This is a genomic window from Paenibacillus sp. OAS669 (assembly GCF_014873645.1).
Lineage (GTDB): Bacteria > Bacillota > Bacilli > Paenibacillales > NBRC-103111 > Paenibacillus_S > Paenibacillus_S vulneris.
The window spans coordinates 110379-128008 of sequence record NZ_JADBDR010000003.1 but is presented as its reverse complement, the minus strand read 5'-3'; the positions used below and the strand labels follow the sequence as shown (position 1 = coordinate 128008).

Below are 17630 nucleotides of genomic sequence, written 5' to 3'. Positions count from 1 at the left end.
GGCCCCTTTATTCGTTTTGAAATTGCTTCGGGGTCTTGCCCGTAAACTTCTTGAATACTTTTGTAAAGTAGCTTTGGTCGTTAAAGTTTAAGCGGAAGCAAATTTCCGAAAGGGAAAGCTCATTTAATTTCAGCAAGCTTTTCGCTTCCTCCACCTTGACCTGCTGTATATATTCCTTCAGGGAGCAACCGACTTCCTTTTTGAAAACCTGGGACAAGTAGTTCGGATGCAAATGGGTCAGCTCGGACAATTTGGTAACGGTAATGTCCTCATATAGATGATTAAATATATAGTTTTTGCATGTCAGAACGGCTTTAGAGAACGTTTGCTCCCTAAGCTTCGCGACACGATGGGCGAATTCCAGCATAAATTCGTTCTGCTTTATTTTCACGTCGCTGTATGAGGTTAATTCCTCAATCTGTTGAATATAGATATCGCTCATCGTTCGCGCGATTTCATCGTTAAGCCCGCCGTCAATGGCGGCTCTGGTTGCCAGCGTGATAGCGCAAATGGCGTAGTTTTTCCCGTTTCTCAGCTGGCTCTTTTTGGCAAGCTTACCAGGCTGATTCGGAAATGAATTCAGAAGCTTTTTCAGCTCCTCCTTCTGCCCTTCTTTAATCATCCGCAGCATTTGCCGCTCAAAATTATAATCCGGATGAAAAATAAAATTATCCCTTTGGTCCATTAATGCTTTGACGACATCTTCATTTCGGATAGGCTCGGAGCCCGGCTGATCGTATTCTGAAATCTCCTCAGGCCGAAGTTCTTGGCGGAACAGCAGGTAATACAACATCCGGCAGGCATGCTGCATTTGGCTCCTGCTCATAATGGGAATCCGTTCGAAATAATCGATCAGCTCTCCATGATGCTTGAAGTTCAATCCATAGTCGTTCAGGAGTCCCGAAATCGTGTCATCCGTTACTTCCAACAGCGTTGCCGGACCAATAACATAGGTTTCTATGGCTGACCCTCGACGCGCGTGTATAACAGCATAATATTCTACACCTGTGACTGTAATAAGGATCGGCTTGATGGATTTTTGCTTCGACGCCTGAATAGGACGGTACCAGTCTTGCCGATTCATGTAGAACGGTATGGCTTGCTCGCCAAGATTCCATAGCGTATCTCCCAAATCATCGAGATAATGAACGGATAGTCCGAAATTATCATGAAACAAGCGGCTGATGACTTCAATTTCTGTCATGGTCAGTGGAGTATTCGTCATCCTTCTCCCCCCGTCACGTTTAAAATTTACAAAATTTCTTCGAATCATACCATAAATAATTACGAATAGGGAGTACATTGGATTGTAAGAACTGTAATGAGTGTAAGTCCCAAGGAGGTAAACCTATGAATATTGAAGAACTTATCGGCCAAATGACAGTCGAGGAGAAAATCCGTTTGCTAGCCGGCGCAACATTTTGGAGCACGGAGGCGATAGAACGTCTGAACATTCCATCCATTGTCCTTACCGATGGTCCCCATGGAGTCAGACTATCAACGGGTACGGAGCCTGGCGAGATGCTTTCTCATACGAAATCTGCGACTGCTTTTCCCATCGAGGCGGCCATGGCGGCGACATGGAATGAACAGCTGATCCGGGAGATGGCCGGTGTGATGGCGGAAGAGTGTCAGTACTATGACGTCGGGGTTCTGCTGGGTCCCGGATTGAACGGAAAACGTTCCCCGCTCGGCGGACGCAACTTCGAATATTTCTCCGAGGACCCCTACTTGACGGGGAAAATGGGAGCCGCTTTTGTCCGCGGGGTACAAGAAGGCGGGATCGGAACATCCATTAAGCATTTTGTTGCCAATGAGCAGGAAACCAATCGAATGGTGGTCAGCTCGGAGGTAGATGAACGAACGCTACGAGAATTGTACATGCTCCCTTTTGAAATGGTGGTAAAGGAAGCCAAACCGTGGACAGTCATGTGCTCCTACAATAAGGTCAATGGAACCCACATGGCGAATTACGACGAATATTTAAACGGAGTTTTGAAGCAAGAGTGGGGCTTTGACGGCTTGGTCATGTCCGACTGGGGAGCTGTTATAGATAAAGTAAAGTCAGTACAGTACGGCCTCGATCTGGAGATGCCCGGTCCGGGAACAAGAAACGAGGAGGTCCTGGAGGCATACAAGCAAAGCCTGATCACTGACGAACAGCTTGACGACCATGTACGCCGAATTTTGAAGGTGATCCAAAAGGTGCTTGAGCATAAGCGGGAAGTAAAATCGATTGATATGCCGCGGCATCATGAAATGGCACGCCAAGTGGCGGAAGAAGGCATTGTGCTTCTGAAAAATGAGAATGCCCTCCTGCCGCTTGCCAAGCAAGTGAAGGTTGCTGTGCTGGGAGAATTTGCGGTGAAGCCCCGTTTTCAGGGCGGCGGCAGCTCCCATATGAATCCTGCGAAGCTGGACATTCCGCTGCATGAAATCTCCAAGTTCGCAAACACCGTGTACGGCAGAGGCTATGATGATGATTCGGATTCGGAAGAGTACATCAAGGAAGCTTGTGAGCTGGCCGCAGGACAAGATGCGGTGATCCTCTTCGTCGGTACGACTGAAAAAATCGAAAGTGAAGGCTATGACCGAACGGATTTAAACATCCCTCACAGCCATACTCAGCTCATTAAACGGGTATCCCAGGTCAATCCGAACGTCATTGTCGTCGTGAACAGCGGTTCCGCCACACAGATCGGAGCGTACGAGCCGATGGCTAAGGCAATCGTACAGGCTTGGCTTCCGGGCCAGGCGGGCGGCGCGGCCATTGCGAACATCTTATTCGGCGAAGTCAATCCTTCCGGTAAGCTTACGGAGACGTTTCCAATAGCTTTAGAGCATAACCCGTCCTATCTTTCGTTTCCCGGAAATGTCCAGCAGGTCAAGTACTCGGAAGGCATTTTTGCAGGCTATCGGTATTACGACACGAAAAAGCTGGATGTACTCTACCCGTTCGGGTTCGGCCTTTCCTATACCGAGTTCGAGTATTCCAACCTGCGCCTTTCCGGACAAACTTTAACCAACGGAGATGTGTTAACGGTAACGGTTGATGTGAAAAACGCCGGTGGCCGTGCAGGTAAAGAAACCGTGCAGGTGTATGTGCGCGATCTGAAATCCTCGGTTATAAAAGCCGACAAGGAGCTGCAGGGCTTTGCCAAGGTCGAGCTGGCTCCGGGGGAAACGAAGTCCGTGCAAATCGAACTGAATGAACGAGCCTTCGCTCATTACATGAAGCATCTCTCAAGGTTTGAGGTTGAATCCGGCGAGTTCCAAATTCTTGTAGGGGCCTCTTCTAGAGATATTCGTCTAACGGAAACGGTTGAATTTATTAATGCCCGGGAGGTTCGAGAGCCATTAACGACGCTTCACTCCCTTCAAGCTTGGCTAAGTGATGAACGCTATAAGGATAAGGCTCAAACCCTGATGGATCAAATGAAGATCACAGAAGATAACCCGATGTATGCTCTTTATCTGGGCATGCCGATCCGTACCATTCTGAACTTTCTGCCTTCGTTCGGCTACCCGCAGGAGCTGACGGATCAAATTCGAAGCGTTTTTGAATAGCCCTCGAGGCGTAAGAAAGGAACCGAGCTATGAACAAGAGACCAGACAGACCTAACATCCTATGGATTTCGCTGGAGGATACAAGTCCCAGATTCGGTTGTTACGGAGATCCGTTAGCGCGGACTCCTAACATAGACAAGCTGGCTGAAGAAGGCGTAACATATCGCAATGCCTTCGCAACGGCAGCTGTGTGCGCGCCAAGCCGGTCGGCTGTTATCACGGGTATGTACCAAACCTCGATAGGAACGCACCATATGCGTACGGAGCATACCAATGTGAATACGCCGGAGCTGCCTACGCCGTATTTTGCCGTTCCTCCGGCCCACGTCAAGACATTTACCGAATATTTACGGGTGGAAGGATATTATTGTACGAATAATTTTAAAACCGACTACCAATTCGCTTCGCCTTTAACCGCCTGGGACGAAGATGGAATGGAAGCCCATTGGCGCCATCGGGAGCCCGGACAGCCGTTCTTCGCCGTATTCAATCATATACTGACTCATGAAAGCTCCATGTGGGGAGATATGGTTCGAAAAGCGTATTATCCGAATGAGACGGCAGAGAAGCCGCTCGGAACCGATCCCGATAAAGTCACCATTCCTCCTTATTTGCCGGATACGCCGAAATCCCGTCAGGCGCTGGCCAAATATTATGATCTTATTGAGGAAGCGGACCAATTTGTCGGGAAGCTTCTGCGCCAGCTGGAGGAGGACGGACTCGCCGATAATACTATCGTGTTCCTGTGGAGCGACCATGGCGAAGGTCTCCCCCGAGCGAAGCGGTGGCCGTATGATGCGGGAATCCGCGTGCCGCTTATCGTTCGTTGGCCAGGCGCATTAGAACCGGGACAAGTGAGTGACCAGCTCGTGAGCCTGATTGATCTGGGTCCGACGGTGTTATCCGCTGCGGGAGCGGCAATGCCTTACCATTTGGAAGGACAGCCGTTCCTGGGCAAGAGCATGAAGGCACGGGACTACGTCTATGCTACACGCGACCGGTACGATGAGGCGTACGACAGGGTACGCGCCGTACGCGACAAACAGTTCAAATATATAAGAAATTACTATCCGGAAAAGCCTTATTTGCAATGGATTCCTTTCAGTCATCAGCATCCGATGTTCCAAGAGCTGTGGCGTTTGCAATTAGCCGGACAGCTTGAGGGAGACCGGCAAATCCTGATGCAGAACCACCGTCCTGCTGAGGAATTGTACGACTGCGAGAAGGATCCGTATGAAATTCGCAACTTAGCGGATGATCCCGAATACAACGGCGTTTTGGAAAGAATGCGCACGGCGTTGGATGCTTGGCAGGACAAATATGATGTCTGGGGCGGAATCCCGGAAGAGCAGATGGTCAATCAGATGTGGCCGGAAGGGGTTCAGCCTGTTACCGCAGCCCCTATTTACATCCCGATCAATAACGGATTGTCCGGCGTCGAGCCTTCTCCGAACGGAGTCTTCCATGAGCCCACTGCCGTCATGCTGCATTCCGCAACTCAGGGCGCATCGCTCGCCTACACAACAGATGAGGGACCAGAGCCGTGCTGGAAGCTGTATACCGGCCCGATTATTCTTACTGAAGGAGCAACCCGGATTCGCGCAAAGGCCGTTCGAATCGGGTATAAAGACAGTGAGGAAGCCGTTGCGTCCTACGTTATCAAGGAATCGAAGGAAGCATAGCCGCCTCTCGTAATCGATAAAATGAGGAAAGACCGCCCGAGGCGGTCTTTTTGCTTTGTAAGCCAGAGCTTATTGTTTGTTCCGTATCTCTGCCGAGATTTGTTCAACAAACTGCGCAATGCTCATTACGCCCTGATCCCCTTCTCCGCGGCTGCGGACGGCTGCCTGGCCGGAGTTCTTCTCGCTCTCGCCCAGCACCAGCATATAAGGGACCTTTTCGAGCTGCGCTTCCCGGATTTTATAGCCGAGCTTCTCGCTGCGAATGTCGACTTCCACGCGGATGCCTGCATCCTCCAGCTGCTTCTTCACTTGAAGCGCATAGTCGATATAGTTGTCGGACACCGGAAGCAGCTTCGCTTGTACCGGAGCGAGCCACACAGGGAAAGCACCGCTGTAGTGCTCCGTCAATATCCCGATGAAGCGGTCAATCGATCCGTAAATCGCACGATGGATGACAACTGGTCTATGCTTCTGGTTATCCTCGCCGATGTAGCTTAGGTCGAATTTCTCCGGCATCTGGAAGTCCAGCTGAATCGTGCCGCACTGCCAGCTCCGGCCGAGCGCGTCGAGAATATGGAAGTCGATTTTCGGTCCGTAGAATGCCCCGTCCCCTTCATTCAGGCGGTACTCGATACCGCGATGCTCCAGCACGTTCTGCAAGGAAGCTTCCGCCTGCTGCCACAGCTCCTCCGAACCCATCGAATCCTCCGGACGAGTGGACAGCTCGATCTTGTAGTCGAAGCCGAACACCTGGTACATCTCGTCAATAAGCGCGATTACGCGGCCGATTTCCTCTTCGATCTGATCCGGTCTCACGAAGATATGCGCATCATCCTGGCAAAATGTCCGTACCCGCATCATGCCGTTTAACGCGCCAGAGAATTCATGGCGATGCACCTGTCCGAATTCGGAGAGTCGGATCGGCAGTTCCCGGTAGGAATGCAGGCTGTTTTTGAAAATCAGCATATGCCCCGGGCAGTTCATCGGCTTCAGCGCAAAGCTCGTATCATCCACCTCCGTAAAGTACATATTCTCATGATAGTGATCCCAGTGCCCCGACTGTTCCCACATCCGCTGATTCATCATGAACGGCGTGCGAACCTCGTCATAGTCCTGCTTCCGTTGCAGCTCTCTGGAATAATTCTCAAGCTGTGTGCGGATCGCCATTCCCTTTGGCAGGTAAAACGGCATGCCCGGCGCTTCCTCGGAAAACATAAACAATCCCAGTTCTTTGCCGAGCTTCCGGTGATCCCGCTTTCGGGCTTCTTCAAGGAGATGTAAATGCTTCTCAAGATCAGCCTTCTTAGGAAAAGCCGTTCCATAAATCCGCTGCAGCATTTTGTTCTTGGAGTCTCCGCGCCAGTAGGCTCCGGCTACATTAAGTAGCTTGAACGCTTTGATCCGTCCTGTCGAAGGCAAATGAGGTCCACGGCACAAATCGAAAAACTCGCCCTGGTCATACATCGAGATCACCGCATCCTCCGGCAGATCACGGATCAGCTCCAGCTTCAGAGGATCCTCCAGCTTTTCGAACGTCTGGATCGCTTCCTCGCGGCTGACTTCCCTGCGCACAATCGGCAGATTCTCCTGCACGATCTTCTCCATTTCTTGCTCGATCTTAGCGAGATCGTCTGTAGACAGCGGCTTCTCGATATCGATATCGTAGTAGAAGCCGTCGGCAATGACCGGTCCGATGCCGAGCTTCACCGCCTTCTGTCCGTAGATGCGCTTAATCGCCTGCGCCATCAAATGCGCCGTGCTGTGCCGGTAGACCTCCAAGCCTTCCTGACTATCGAGCGTTACGATTTCGACCAGACTGTCCTCCTCGATAGGCCGGTTCAGGTCGACCAGCTTGCCGTTCAGCTTGCCCGCTACGGCATTCTTTCTCAAGCTCGGGCTAATGGATTCCGCCACTTGCTCGATCGTGGTTCCCCGTCCAACCTCCTTAACTGCTCCATTCGGCAAAGTGACTTTCATCTCATTACTACCCATGGTGACGCCTCCATTCTCTTCATTTTTTTGGATTTATTTGAACGCAAAAAAACACACTCTCCCAAGGGACGAGTGCGTTCAGCTCGTGGTTCCACCCTGATTCAAACCTGCATCAAATAAGCCAAGCAGCGGGCAAGCTGCTTTAAGCATACCGCATGCAAGTTCCTCAAGCATCCATTAACGCGGATGAGACGGTGCTATCTACTGCTGCAGCTCTACAATCCGCAGGTTCGACATCACGGCTGCAAAGGGGTAATTCCGCTTCCGGTCGCTGAAGGAGCTCTCACCTAACCTCCTCTCTCTGACAGTCCTTGAAGGAAATCATGTCTTTGGTCATTGCCTGAAATATGTTATTGGTTCCCCATTATAATCATCGTATTGCAAAAGGTCAAGCGGCGTTTTCAATCCCCCTGCAATGTTGTGATTTGGCCGGGAGGCCGATTCAGGCGCTTTACAGAGCGCATCGAACACTCCCATCCGATGCGGGCTTGGTCTGTCGTCATGCAGGCTGTATCTCTAGTTCCGCCGCTTAAATCACGCAAATTTTCCTAGTTCAGCTCTGCCGTAGAACCGCGAACGACCAGCTCCGGCATCAGGACGACCCGCTGCTTCATGGACTTTTCGCCTTTAATTTCCTGAACAAGCAGATCCATCGCCTGTCTCCCGATCTCCTGAATCGGCTGGGCGACCGTTGTCAACGGCGGATCGATTATCGTCGCCAAGATCGTATTGTCGAAGCCGACGACAGACAGCTGCTGCGGCAGCTGAAGCCCCCGCTCGCGTGCTCCTTGAATGGCACCGATGGCGAGCAAATCATTGCACGCGAATACCGCGGTTGGCGGTTCTTCCATATCGAGAAGACGAAGCATCGCCTCCTTCCCTCCGCTAACCGTGAAATCGCCGGAGGCCACAAGACGCTCGTCCACCTCGAGCCCAGCCGAAGTCATCGCCTGCTTGCAGCCGCGAATCCGCTCCCGGTTGCTCATTGTGTTCACATCCTCGGCCAGGATGGCGATTCTCCGATGCCCCTGCTCGACCAAGTGGGTTCCTGCCTGATAGCCTCCCAGGAAATCGTCCACCATCACCGTATCTACGGCCAATGTCGGCATTTCCCCGGTAATAAGCGCTATCGGCACATTTTGCTGGATGAGCTTTTTGAGGAATAAATCCTTTTGCGTACGAGTCGCGACAATAACGCCGTCTACCCTTTTTTGTGTGAGCAGCGAAAAATATTTGATCTCCCGGTCGGGATCGTTATCGGTGCTGCATATAAACACGTTAAATCCGTATTCATGCCCCCGATCCTCTACCGCACGAGCGATTTCGGCAAAAAACGGGTTCGCCAAATCCGGTAAGGTCAACCCGACGGTGAAGGTGCTTTTGCCGGTCAAAGCGGAGGCTACCATGCTCGGCTGGTATTTCAACTCCTCCATGACGTTCGTGACATGCTTTCTCGTTTTATCACTAATGCGGCCGGTACCGTTGATCACCTTGGATACCGTGGCAATGGATACACCGGCGGCCTCGGCCACATCATAAATTGTCGGCTTCATTTCCTGCTCCTTTCGAGCTTTTCCTGTCTTTTACTGTTAATCATACGACATCCACCCGATGACTGTAAACTCAAAAGGATTAGCGCTTACCCCAAAAGCGAAAACGAAGAGCAGAAGCACCGGAACCACAGCCTCTTTTTCCCATGGAAAAAACTAAAGCTAGGCGAGACATCAAGGAATTGATGGTGCAGCAGGAAAAAAAGGCGATCTTTACAGAAACGGGGTATAATAATGGCAGAAGTACGCTTAGATGGAGCGGCTATTCCAATAGCTCGCAAGAAGGAAGGAGCAATTTAATGACAGAACCAGTTACTGCAGCAGAAGCAGGATGGCATTTCGACAACAGCTATGCGTGCCTGCCGGAATTGATGTTTACCAGGCTCAAGCCGACTCCGGTCAGATCGCCTAAGCTGATCGTCCTTAATCATGCCTTGGCCTCCTCTTTGGGGCTGAACATCCAGGCGCTGCAAGGTCAGGATGGGGTCGACGTGTTTGCAGGTAATCGGATTCCCGAGGGAGCTTCGCCTCTCGCACAGGCCTATGCAGGTCATCAATTCGGGCATTTTACCATGCTCGGGGACGGCCGGGCTCTCCTTCTCGGCGAGCAGATCACTCCCGGGGGAAGGCGGGTGGACATTCAGTTAAAGGGCTCCGGGATTACGCCTTATTCGCGGCGCGGCGATGGCCGGGCCGCACTGGGGCCGATGCTAAGGGAGTACATTATCAGTGAAGCGATGCATGGACTCGGTATTCCTACAACCCGCAGTCTGGCGGTAGTAACCACCGGAGAAACCATCATCCGCGAAACCGGGCTGCCCGGGGCTGTTCTGACCCGTGTGGCGTCCAGCCACCTGCGCGTCGGAACGTTTCAATACGCCGCCAATTGGGGCTCCGTTGAAGATCTCCAAGCTTTGGCCGACTACACATTGCAAAGGCATTTCCCCGATGCCGATACACAGGATCATCGTTATCTTGTCCTGCTTCAAGAGGTTATCAAACGGCAGGCCAAGTTGATTACCCAATGGCAGCTGGTCGGCTTTATTCACGGTGTGATGAATACCGATAATATGGCTCTGAGCGGAGAAACCATCGATTACGGTCCATGCGCCTTCATGGATGCTTATGATCCGGCGACCGTATTTAGCTCCATCGATGTCCAAGGACGCTACGCCTATGGGAATCAGCCGAGTATTGCTGCCTGGAATCTCGCCAGGTTTGCCGAGTCTTTGCTGCCGCTGCTGCATCCGGATGAGGATCAGGCTATCAAGATGGCAGAGGAGGCTCTGGCTGATTTTGTCAAGCAATTTCAGGCCCATTGGCTCTCCGGGATGAGAGCGAAGCTCGGTATCTTTAACGAAGAGCCGCAGGACGAAGCCTTAGTGGATGACCTGCTCCAAATGATGCAGAAGCATCATGCGGATTTTACCAATACGTTCCGCGCATTGACCTTGGAGAAGCCGGAGGAAACGGTCTTCTTCGGCACGACGGGATTCGCGGAGTGGCATGAGCGTTGGTTGGCGAGACTTGGCAGACAGCAAGAGCCCAAGGCATCCTCCCTGCAGCTGATGCGGAGCAGCAATCCGGCGGTTATTCCTCGTAACCATCGCGTGGAAGAAGCCTTGGAGGCTGCAGTTAACCAAGAGGATTACAGTGTGATGGAACGGTTAGTCGATATTGTTTCAAATACCTACGCTTATAGTCCCGAACAGGAGGAGTATGCGGGGCTGCCCCCAGAATCAGCCTGCCGGTACCGGACATACTGCGGGACTTGATAAGCAAGCTGGACATCATGAAGGCTGCCGGTTGGTTAGTTACCCGACCGGCAGCCTTTTTCACTTACAGAACTTCAAAATATATGGGGTTACAAAGGGCGGCCATGAGCATTGGATCACCCTCGGCAGCATACCGCCGCCAAATCTCCGCTCGGACCAACCTGAGCCCTTCCCATGCAGAGCCTTGTATATTCAAGCTAATGGCGTCATCCGGTTCCGAAGCCAGTACCTCTTCCTTCACAAGCCCTTTCTCCGTGAACCACCTGACCTGATCCCCCGGCAGCAGCCCTGTACCCGTCATTGTTACGGAATCGTGCAGCTCCCGTTCTTCCTGTGGAACCGAATCTCCGGTTCGGCAGCTTCCGAATCGCAGCTCTATGAACGGGCCTTCCGGCGCATACGATATACAAACATGCCCGCGGTCAATGCCTTTCAGAATCCCTTCCCCTGTTTTCGTCTCTGCATAGACCCAAGTGCAGGGCATCGCATGCTTGACATACTTATCGGGCCGATGTACGTCGCTGCCGCCAACAGCAGTTATACGCCGGCCGTCTGCCAACTGCTCCTGCCACCACTGCAGCGCCTGGGCGTTACGATCAGTCCAGGGGCCGTTCCATACCTCGAACCAATCAAAATCGATGTTGAACCCCCATTCCCACGGACAAAATTCGCAATGAGGATGATTCAGCACTATCCGCGCACCCCGCTCCTGCGCCATCCGAATCCGATCGTCGACATCCGCTCGGTCCCTTACGCGAAAGTCATCCAGAGGATCAGCGATGCCCAGAAAATTGCTGTGTCCATGATTGGTTGTAAATTCCATTCCGGGAATCATCACCACCGATGTATGGCGGGGATAAGCCTGATTTTGGCTTATCGTATTATGATCCGTCATTGCGATGAAGTCACAGCCGAGCCGCTCCATGATTGCGGCATTTTCCTCTAGAGAATAGGAGCCGTCGCTATGTACGCTGTGCGTATGCAAATCGCCTTTGAGCCAGCGAGGCGCCGATAAAAGGACTTCCACAGTAACCGTGACCTGACAGCCCTCCTCAGGCACCCGGTAAGCATTATGCAATACCGCCCAAGAGCCTGGCGACAGCTTGCCGGGCATATAGCCAGGTGTCGCTTTCTCCAGGCCGATCCGGAATTCCCTCCGGGCTCCACCGCTCCATCCCCGCACCCGTTCCGTATCCCTCACGCCCAGATCAATGACGGCTCTTGTTTCACCGAATGAATCTACCGAGTACGCAACCGATAGTTCCTCCGCATGCTCAGGCACATCAAAGGGAATTTCAATATACATCCCCTGCTCGCCCGGAGTGATGCTCCGTTGGAATATCTTTGTTACCGATGGTCTCGACGCGCTCTCCATATCTCTATTCTCCTATCCGTTTTAATTACTCTATCTCAATTAATGCGATGACAGGATAATGATCGGAGGGGTAGGCCCCTCGAATCTGTCTTCGATCCACTTTCGTCTCCAATATTTTCACACCGGGCGAAGCAAAAATATAATCGATCGGCTCCCCGTCCCTGCCGCCTTGAAAGCTGTGAGCTGTCCGACCCACGGCTCCTTCATAAACTGAATAAGCGTCGGTAAGCCAGCCTTGCGGCCCTTCTTCACCCGTTTGTCCCCTTAAGTAACGGATCGGCTGGTCCGTAGGCGCACTGTTCATATCCCCCATTACGATAACAGGAATGTCTTGATTCCTATGCCGTGATACATAGTCCCATATGACTTTTACCCCGTTATCCCGGGCCTCTTGGCTGTAGTGATCCAGGTGCGTGTTAAATACCGTAAATGATTTGCCGCTGTTTCCATCACGAAAAGCAGCCCAAGTGCACATTCTCGGGAAATAGCTGCCCCAGCTTTTCGTTGCTGCCTCATCAGGCGTTTCCGACAACCAGAAGTGTCCCTGATCTACGACTTCCAACTGATCCTTTTTATAAAAAATAGCGTTATGCTCATTTTCAAATCCGCCGAAGCGTCCCATGCCAATCCACGTGTATTCCTCCAGCTGCTCCTGCAGCTCCGTCAGCATGGAAAAATAACCCTCCTGCGTTCCGACAACAATGGGATCATGCTCCTTAATGATCTCCGCCGCTCGCTCTATGCGGTTCGGCCATGCGTTGTCTCCGTCGTTTGGCGTGTTGCACCGTAAATTAAAGGTCATCATCGTGTAGTTCATGTTTTTACCCTCCTTAGGGTTTTGACGAAGTCAAAACTTGCTTCGTAAGCTTATGCTTGTTACTCGGCTGTTGAGAAGCCCATTTCTTCGAGAAATAGGCCATACGTGAGGTGGGGTATACCTCGGAAGAGCGCTAGCGTCCACCTTTGTTATCAGGAAATACCCTCTGTAAAACCATTAAATTAAATATTTCCTGATAACAACAGTGGCTGGAGGGGTATACCGCACCGGAAGTAACATAGCATATTTCGAGTTATTTGGGTTTCTCAACATCCCCAACGCTCACAAGCATCGCAATCCCAATTTGCCTTCGGCAAAACTCACTCCTTCACCGATCCGAGCATAATCCCATGAATAAAATACTTTTGTAAAAACGGATATACGAGCAGAATAGGCACCATAGAAACGACGATTTTGGCGGCGTTAAGCGTTTTATCCGATACCTTCATCAGCAATTCGGCTTGCGACGAATCCAGCTCCACAATGTTTAGGTTCACGACAAGCTGCTGAATATAGGTTTGCAGCGGGTAATTTTCCGCACTGCGCATGAAGATCAGCCCGTCAAAGAAGGAGTTCCAGTGACCCACGATGCTGAATAGCGTAACGGTGGCCAGTGACGGCAGAGAAAGAGGTACGAACACCATAACCATCATGTACCATGGTCCCGCTCCATCCATGTATCCTGCCTCGCTCAGCTCTTTAGGCATATTGCGGAAAAAATTCATAAGCAGGATCACGTTAAACACCGGAACCGCTCCCGGCAGCACGAGAGCCCAAATCGTATTAAAAAGACCCAGCGCCTTAACCGTCAGGTAAAGCGGAATGATGCCGCCACTGAACAGCATGGTGAACAGCATGAACCACATATACAGGTTCCGTTGAGGAAACTCCCTGGTGCTTCTCGACAGCGGATAAGCCATCAGAACCGTTAACAGGAAGTTAATGGCTCCTCCCAGGAGCACCCTTTTAACCGATACGAAAAATGAATTAAGAAAATGCGGCTCCTCCATAATCCGTTTGTACGATTCCATGTTAAAGCCCACCGGCCAAAATTTGACGAAGCCTCCCGATGCTGCCGCATTATCGCTGAACGATACGGAGAACGTATGCAAAACCGGTGCAAGCGATACGATCGAGATCAAGAGCATTATGAGCAGCAAGGCTGCCTCAGCCAACCGGGTTGAGACGGTTTTATTCCGTACCATGAGTTGTCATCACCTGCTTTATCTAGAAAATACGATAGTTTGCATATTTATAAGCTATCCGGTAAGAAATGATAATCAGAACGAAGCCGATAATGGATTTCAACAAACTGACCGCGGTAGCGAACCCGTACTGCGATTGAACGAGTCCGACCCGGTATACATAGGTGTCGATGATATCCCCGGATTCATAGACCAGCGGATTATACAGGTTAAATATTTGATCGAAGCCGGCGTTCAGCACGTTTCCGATACTGAGTGTTGCGAGCAGCACAACGGTAGGAACCAGGCTCGGCATCGTAATGTAATACAGCTGCTGCAAGCGGCTCGCGCCGTCCATCTCGGCCGCCTCGTACAGCGAGGGATTGATCCCCGCAAGTGCGGCCAAATAAATAATGGCGGCAAAGCCGAACTCTTTCCAAATATCACTGCTGATGACAATGGCCGGAAACCATTTGTTGCTGGCCAGAAACAAGATCGGCTCGTGTCCCATCGCCTTGACGATTTGATTAAAGATGCCGTCAAGCGACAGCATATCGATGACAACCCCAGCCAAGATGACCCAGGACAAAAAATGCGGCAAATAGACGATCGTCTGCACCCAGCGCTTGAATACCATGAAGCGGACTTCGTTGAGCAGGATTGCAAAAATAAGCGGGACCACCAGATGAGCGATAATTTTACAGACGGCAATGAAAACGGTGTTATAAAAGATCAGCCCGCTGTCCTTGATTTGGAACATGTAAGTGAAATTTTCCAAGCCGATCCAAGGGGAATCCCAAATGCCGAGCCCGATCTTGAAGTTCTGAAAAGCAATGACGATGCCGAACATCGGCACGATATGAAACATAATCAAAAACAATATGCCCGGAAGCAGCATCAGGTGATAATGCTTGTGGTACGATTTAATGTTCATAGGCCCACCACCCAGGTTAGATGAAGAAAGCACCGCCTTTCACGGGAGGTGCTCCTTATGTTTATTTTTTCGCCTTATTAATTTCGTCGATCACTTCTTTGGTGATCTCATCTCCGCCTTGCGATTTCCAATCGGTGACGAACTGGTCGAACGCATCAAGCGGCTGCTCGCCCATGACAATTTTGAAGAACGTCTCCTTTTCGAGCTTTTGCAGGTTTGCCCATTTTCGTTCCATCGTCTTCGTAACGGCGGTATACTCGCTGTAAATTTTGTTCATATTCGTTCTGAGCAAATCGGCAGGCACCGTGTATCCGTAATATCCGGACCAATCCTTCAGATCGGCCTTCGGATTTTTCTGATCCCGCATCGCCTTGTCGTACAGCTCCTTCATTTCTGGGCTAAGCTCTTCAGGCTTCGTTTGGCCGCTTAGCGCTTTTTTGAGAACATCCGCCTTACGCTCCACAGCGTCGCTGTAATCATAGGTTGCGTTCCCTACCGGCCAGTACTCGGCACTGACGGAGAAGTCCAGCTTCAATGCATCCGGATCGACCTTGCGCTGAGCTGCAATGAAGGTATTCGCATAAATCATCGCCGCTTCGGGATGCTTCATCCCTTTCTTGACGACAAGGAACGTGTTGCTGACCGGAATCATCAGGGTGTTAACGACCCCTTTGGCATCGGGAATCAGATAAGGGGCGAAATCTACCTTCGGATCATTTTTGATCGCATCGGCGATCAAGCCTCCCGACCACCATGGGCCGAAGAAAATGCCTGCTTTGCCGCCAACAACGACCTGGTTCGGATCCTTGCGCAGTGCAAACTCCTTATCGATCAAGCCGGCCGAGTACATCTCCCGCAGCTTGCCGAGCGCCTGCTTCGTCTCGGGCAGAATGGAAGCATACACAATATTGCCCTTGCTGTCTTTAATCCAGTTGCCGGGATAGGCATTGTACGCCTGGAAGAAGCCTTTAAAGTCGATGCGCTGGGCTTTGCCCGGCACGCTGAGCGAGCCTTCGGAGCCTGCCAGGCCTATAGTATCCGCTTTGCCGTTGCCATCGGGATCCTTTTCGACGAAGGCTTTGGCAATGGAGATCACATCGTCGATCGTTTTGGGCGGCTGCAACCCCAATTTATCCATCCAGTCCTTGCGAAGCCACACCATACTGGCCGCATCCGCCTGAACGCTAATGTTCGGTATGCCCATGAGCTTGCCCTTATAGGTCGCTTTCTCCAACGCTTTATTGTTGGTGGACGCATACAGCTCCTTTGTTAAAGGAGAAGCATACTGCTCATAAACCTTGCTCAGATCCTCAATCTGGCCTGCATCGGCCAATGCCAGAAACATCTGCTCGTTGACGAGCATCATATCCGGCAAATCATTGCTCGCTACAGCCAGCTTCATCTTCTGGTCATAATCCTGACCGGAGGCGTACCATAAGATTTTAAAATTGATGTTGGTTTTATCTGCGATGTATTTCATGTACTGATTGCTTTCCACCGTATCACCCGCAGGCAGCTTGGCTCCCGCACTGACGCTCTTGAAGGTCGTTACCTCGATGGGACTCGGCATTTTGAAAGGGTCGATTTTGGCGCTAGGCTGTCCTGACGGGCTTGGAATGTCCGCCGTCTTGCCGCTTTCGGGAGTGTTGCTGGAACAGGCCGTCATCAAGACGGTGATTGCCGCTAACATCAGCCATGCTTTTTTCTTTTTCATACTTCCCCTCCTCAAAGTTTTCGATAGAAAACTTACTTCGTAAGCATCGTCCTCAAAGTTTTCGGTAGAAAACTTGCTCATCTCCATTTTAAGAAAAAAGAAAGACGACCAGGTCAGTTTGCGTCCTGAAGTAGGGCACAAATCATCCTCTGATCGTCTGGCTTTGTGGACGAAATTGCACTTCATGGAAGACGATTTGAGACCTCGTGTTCCATTTTTCGAAACTCGCTCGGCAGCACACCTGCAATTTCACGAAATACTTTGCCAAAATATTTTTCATTCGGATACCCCGATTGGGTAGCGACCCAGCTGATAGTCCTCTCTGTACGGCTGAGAAGCTCCTTCGCATGATTGACCCGCACCTCCCTAACATAGTCGTTGAACGTCTTGCCTACGATATCCCGGAAGCAGCGGCTGAAATAGCTTCGGCTCATGTTCACCCTCCTGGCGATATCCGGCAGGTGAAGGTCCTCCTGCAGCTCCTCGTGGATGATCTGAACTGCCTTAGCGACGCTAGCCTTTACTTCCGGGGAATAAGGCCCTTCTTCTCCTGCCGGCTCTTGCAAAGAATCCAACAACCCGGCTCGCCAATTCGCCTCCGGTGCATTCGCCTTCATCTTGTCCACGATCCGCTTCAGCACTTCTCCCATATGCTCATGCTCAAGCTCCACCTTCGTAATGTAATCTAACGCCCCGAGACGCAGCGCTTCCTGAATAAATTCAAAATCCTGATGAAAGGTAAGCACCACCATCGCAACTTGCCGGTGCCGTTCCTTGACAGAACGCATCAGATCAATTCCGGACATGACCGGCATGGCCAAATCCGTGATCAGCAAATCGACCTCATGGTGTTCGAGAAATTCCATAGCCTTGCGTCCATTTCCCGCTTCCCCTACCACCTTCAAGCCATAATTGTCCCACGGCATCATGGAAATAAAGCCTTTGCGTACCAAATGGTCATCATCTACCACCAGTACTTTTATCATCGCTGACACCTCCAATGGTTCCTGTTATCGTGAAGAGGGATGCACATTCCAATG

At 51.2% G+C, this 17630-nt stretch carries 12 protein-coding genes; 3 read left to right on the top strand and 9 right to left on the bottom strand.

Annotation, left to right across the window (positions count from 1 at the left end; genetic code table 11):
- Nucleotides 1-7: 7 nt before the first annotated feature.
- Complete coding sequence (locus tag GGC63_RS08580; RefSeq protein WP_192701930.1) at nucleotides 8-1225, bottom strand: helix-turn-helix domain-containing protein; 1218 nt, start codon at nucleotides 1223-1225, stop codon at nucleotides 8-10.
- Nucleotides 1226-1350: 125 nt separating this feature from the next.
- Here GGC63_RS08580 and GGC63_RS08575 point away from each other — a divergent pair, with 125 nt between their 5' ends.
- Both GGC63_RS08575 and GGC63_RS08570 read left to right on the top strand, forming a co-directional pair.
- Nucleotides 1351-3567, top strand: a complete 2217-nt coding sequence (locus GGC63_RS08575; protein WP_192701929.1) for a glycoside hydrolase family 3 C-terminal domain-containing protein — start codon at nucleotides 1351-1353, stop codon at nucleotides 3565-3567.
- Between the two features lie 29 nt (nucleotides 3568-3596).
- On the top strand, nucleotides 3597-5249 hold the full coding sequence (locus GGC63_RS08570; RefSeq protein WP_192701928.1) for a sulfatase-like hydrolase/transferase: 1653 nt from the start codon (nucleotides 3597-3599) through the stop codon (nucleotides 5247-5249).
- A gap of 69 nt (nucleotides 5250-5318) precedes the next feature.
- On the opposite strand, the gene thrS is transcribed toward GGC63_RS08570, so the two are convergent.
- Both thrS and GGC63_RS08560 read right to left on the bottom strand, forming a co-directional pair.
- Nucleotides 5319-7241, bottom strand: a complete 1923-nt coding sequence (thrS, locus tag GGC63_RS08565; protein ID WP_192701927.1) for a threonine--tRNA ligase — start codon at nucleotides 7239-7241, stop codon at nucleotides 5319-5321.
- 548 nt (nucleotides 7242-7789) lie between these two features.
- Nucleotides 7790-8794: a LacI family DNA-binding transcriptional regulator gene (locus GGC63_RS08560; RefSeq protein WP_079912308.1), complete on the bottom strand. Its 1005-nt coding sequence runs from the start codon at nucleotides 8792-8794 to the stop codon at nucleotides 7790-7792.
- Between the two features lie 296 nt (nucleotides 8795-9090).
- On the opposite strand from GGC63_RS08560, the gene GGC63_RS08555 reads away from it, so the two are divergent.
- Nucleotides 9091-10566: a protein adenylyltransferase SelO gene (locus tag GGC63_RS08555; protein ID WP_192701926.1), complete on the top strand. Its 1476-nt coding sequence runs from the start codon at nucleotides 9091-9093 to the stop codon at nucleotides 10564-10566.
- A 64-nt stretch (nucleotides 10567-10630) separates the two neighbouring features.
- On the opposite strand, the gene GGC63_RS08550 is transcribed toward GGC63_RS08555, so the two are convergent.
- The 6 genes from GGC63_RS08550 to GGC63_RS08525 form a co-directional block, all read right to left on the bottom strand.
- Nucleotides 10631-11941 (bottom strand): CehA/McbA family metallohydrolase, encoded by a 1311-nt coding sequence (locus GGC63_RS08550; protein WP_192701925.1) that lies wholly within the window; start codon nucleotides 11939-11941, stop codon nucleotides 10631-10633.
- Between the two features lie 25 nt (nucleotides 11942-11966).
- On the bottom strand, nucleotides 11967-12758 hold the full coding sequence (locus GGC63_RS08545) for an endonuclease/exonuclease/phosphatase family protein (protein ID WP_192701924.1): 792 nt from the start codon (nucleotides 12756-12758) through the stop codon (nucleotides 11967-11969).
- Nucleotides 12759-13078: 320 nt separating this feature from the next.
- On the bottom strand, nucleotides 13079-13963 hold the full coding sequence (locus tag GGC63_RS08540; protein WP_192701923.1) for a carbohydrate ABC transporter permease: 885 nt from the start codon (nucleotides 13961-13963) through the stop codon (nucleotides 13079-13081).
- Between the two features lie 22 nt (nucleotides 13964-13985).
- Nucleotides 13986-14876: an ABC transporter permease gene (locus GGC63_RS08535; RefSeq protein ID WP_079912303.1), complete on the bottom strand. Its 891-nt coding sequence runs from the start codon at nucleotides 14874-14876 to the stop codon at nucleotides 13986-13988.
- A gap of 61 nt (nucleotides 14877-14937) precedes the next feature.
- A complete protein-coding gene (locus GGC63_RS08530) occupies nucleotides 14938-16590 on the bottom strand; it encodes an extracellular solute-binding protein (protein ID WP_192701922.1) in 1653 nt (550 codons plus the stop codon).
- A gap of 182 nt (nucleotides 16591-16772) precedes the next feature.
- Nucleotides 16773-17576: a response regulator transcription factor gene (locus GGC63_RS08525; RefSeq protein ID WP_192701921.1), complete on the bottom strand. Its 804-nt coding sequence runs from the start codon at nucleotides 17574-17576 to the stop codon at nucleotides 16773-16775.
- Nucleotides 17577-17630: the final 54 nt, after the last annotated feature.

Excerpts from the sequence above, each read along its gene's own strand:
- GGC63_RS08560 (WP_079912308.1), bottom strand. The coding sequence starts at position 8,794 with ATGAAGCCGACAATTTATGATGTGGCCGAGGCCGCCGGTGTATCCATT.
- GGC63_RS08525 (WP_192701921.1), bottom strand. The coding sequence starts at position 17,576 with ATGATAAAAGTACTGGTGGTAGATGATGACCATTTGGTACGCAAAGGC.
- GGC63_RS08575 (WP_192701929.1), top strand. The coding sequence starts at position 1,351 with ATGAATATTGAAGAACTTATCGGCCAAATGACAGTCGAGGAGAAAATC.
- GGC63_RS08535 (WP_079912303.1), bottom strand. The coding sequence starts at position 14,876 with ATGAACATTAAATCGTACCACAAGCATTATCACCTGATGCTGCTTCCG.
- GGC63_RS08570 (WP_192701928.1), top strand. The coding sequence starts at position 3,597 with ATGAACAAGAGACCAGACAGACCTAACATCCTATGGATTTCGCTGGAG.
- GGC63_RS08580 (WP_192701930.1), bottom strand. The coding sequence starts at position 1,225 with ATGACGAATACTCCACTGACCATGACAGAAATTGAAGTCATCAGCCGC.
- GGC63_RS08550 (WP_192701925.1), bottom strand. The coding sequence starts at position 11,941 with ATGGAGAGCGCGTCGAGACCATCGGTAACAAAGATATTCCAACGGAGC.
- GGC63_RS08530 (WP_192701922.1), bottom strand. The coding sequence starts at position 16,590 with ATGAAAAAGAAAAAAGCATGGCTGATGTTAGCGGCAATCACCGTCTTG.
- thrS (WP_192701927.1), bottom strand. The coding sequence starts at position 7,241 with ATGGGTAGTAATGAGATGAAAGTCACTTTGCCGAATGGAGCAGTTAAG.
- GGC63_RS08555 (WP_192701926.1), top strand. The coding sequence starts at position 9,091 with ATGACAGAACCAGTTACTGCAGCAGAAGCAGGATGGCATTTCGACAAC.
- GGC63_RS08545 (WP_192701924.1), bottom strand. The coding sequence starts at position 12,758 with ATGAACTACACGATGATGACCTTTAATTTACGGTGCAACACGCCAAAC.
- GGC63_RS08540 (WP_192701923.1), bottom strand. The coding sequence starts at position 13,963 with ATGGTACGGAATAAAACCGTCTCAACCCGGTTGGCTGAGGCAGCCTTG.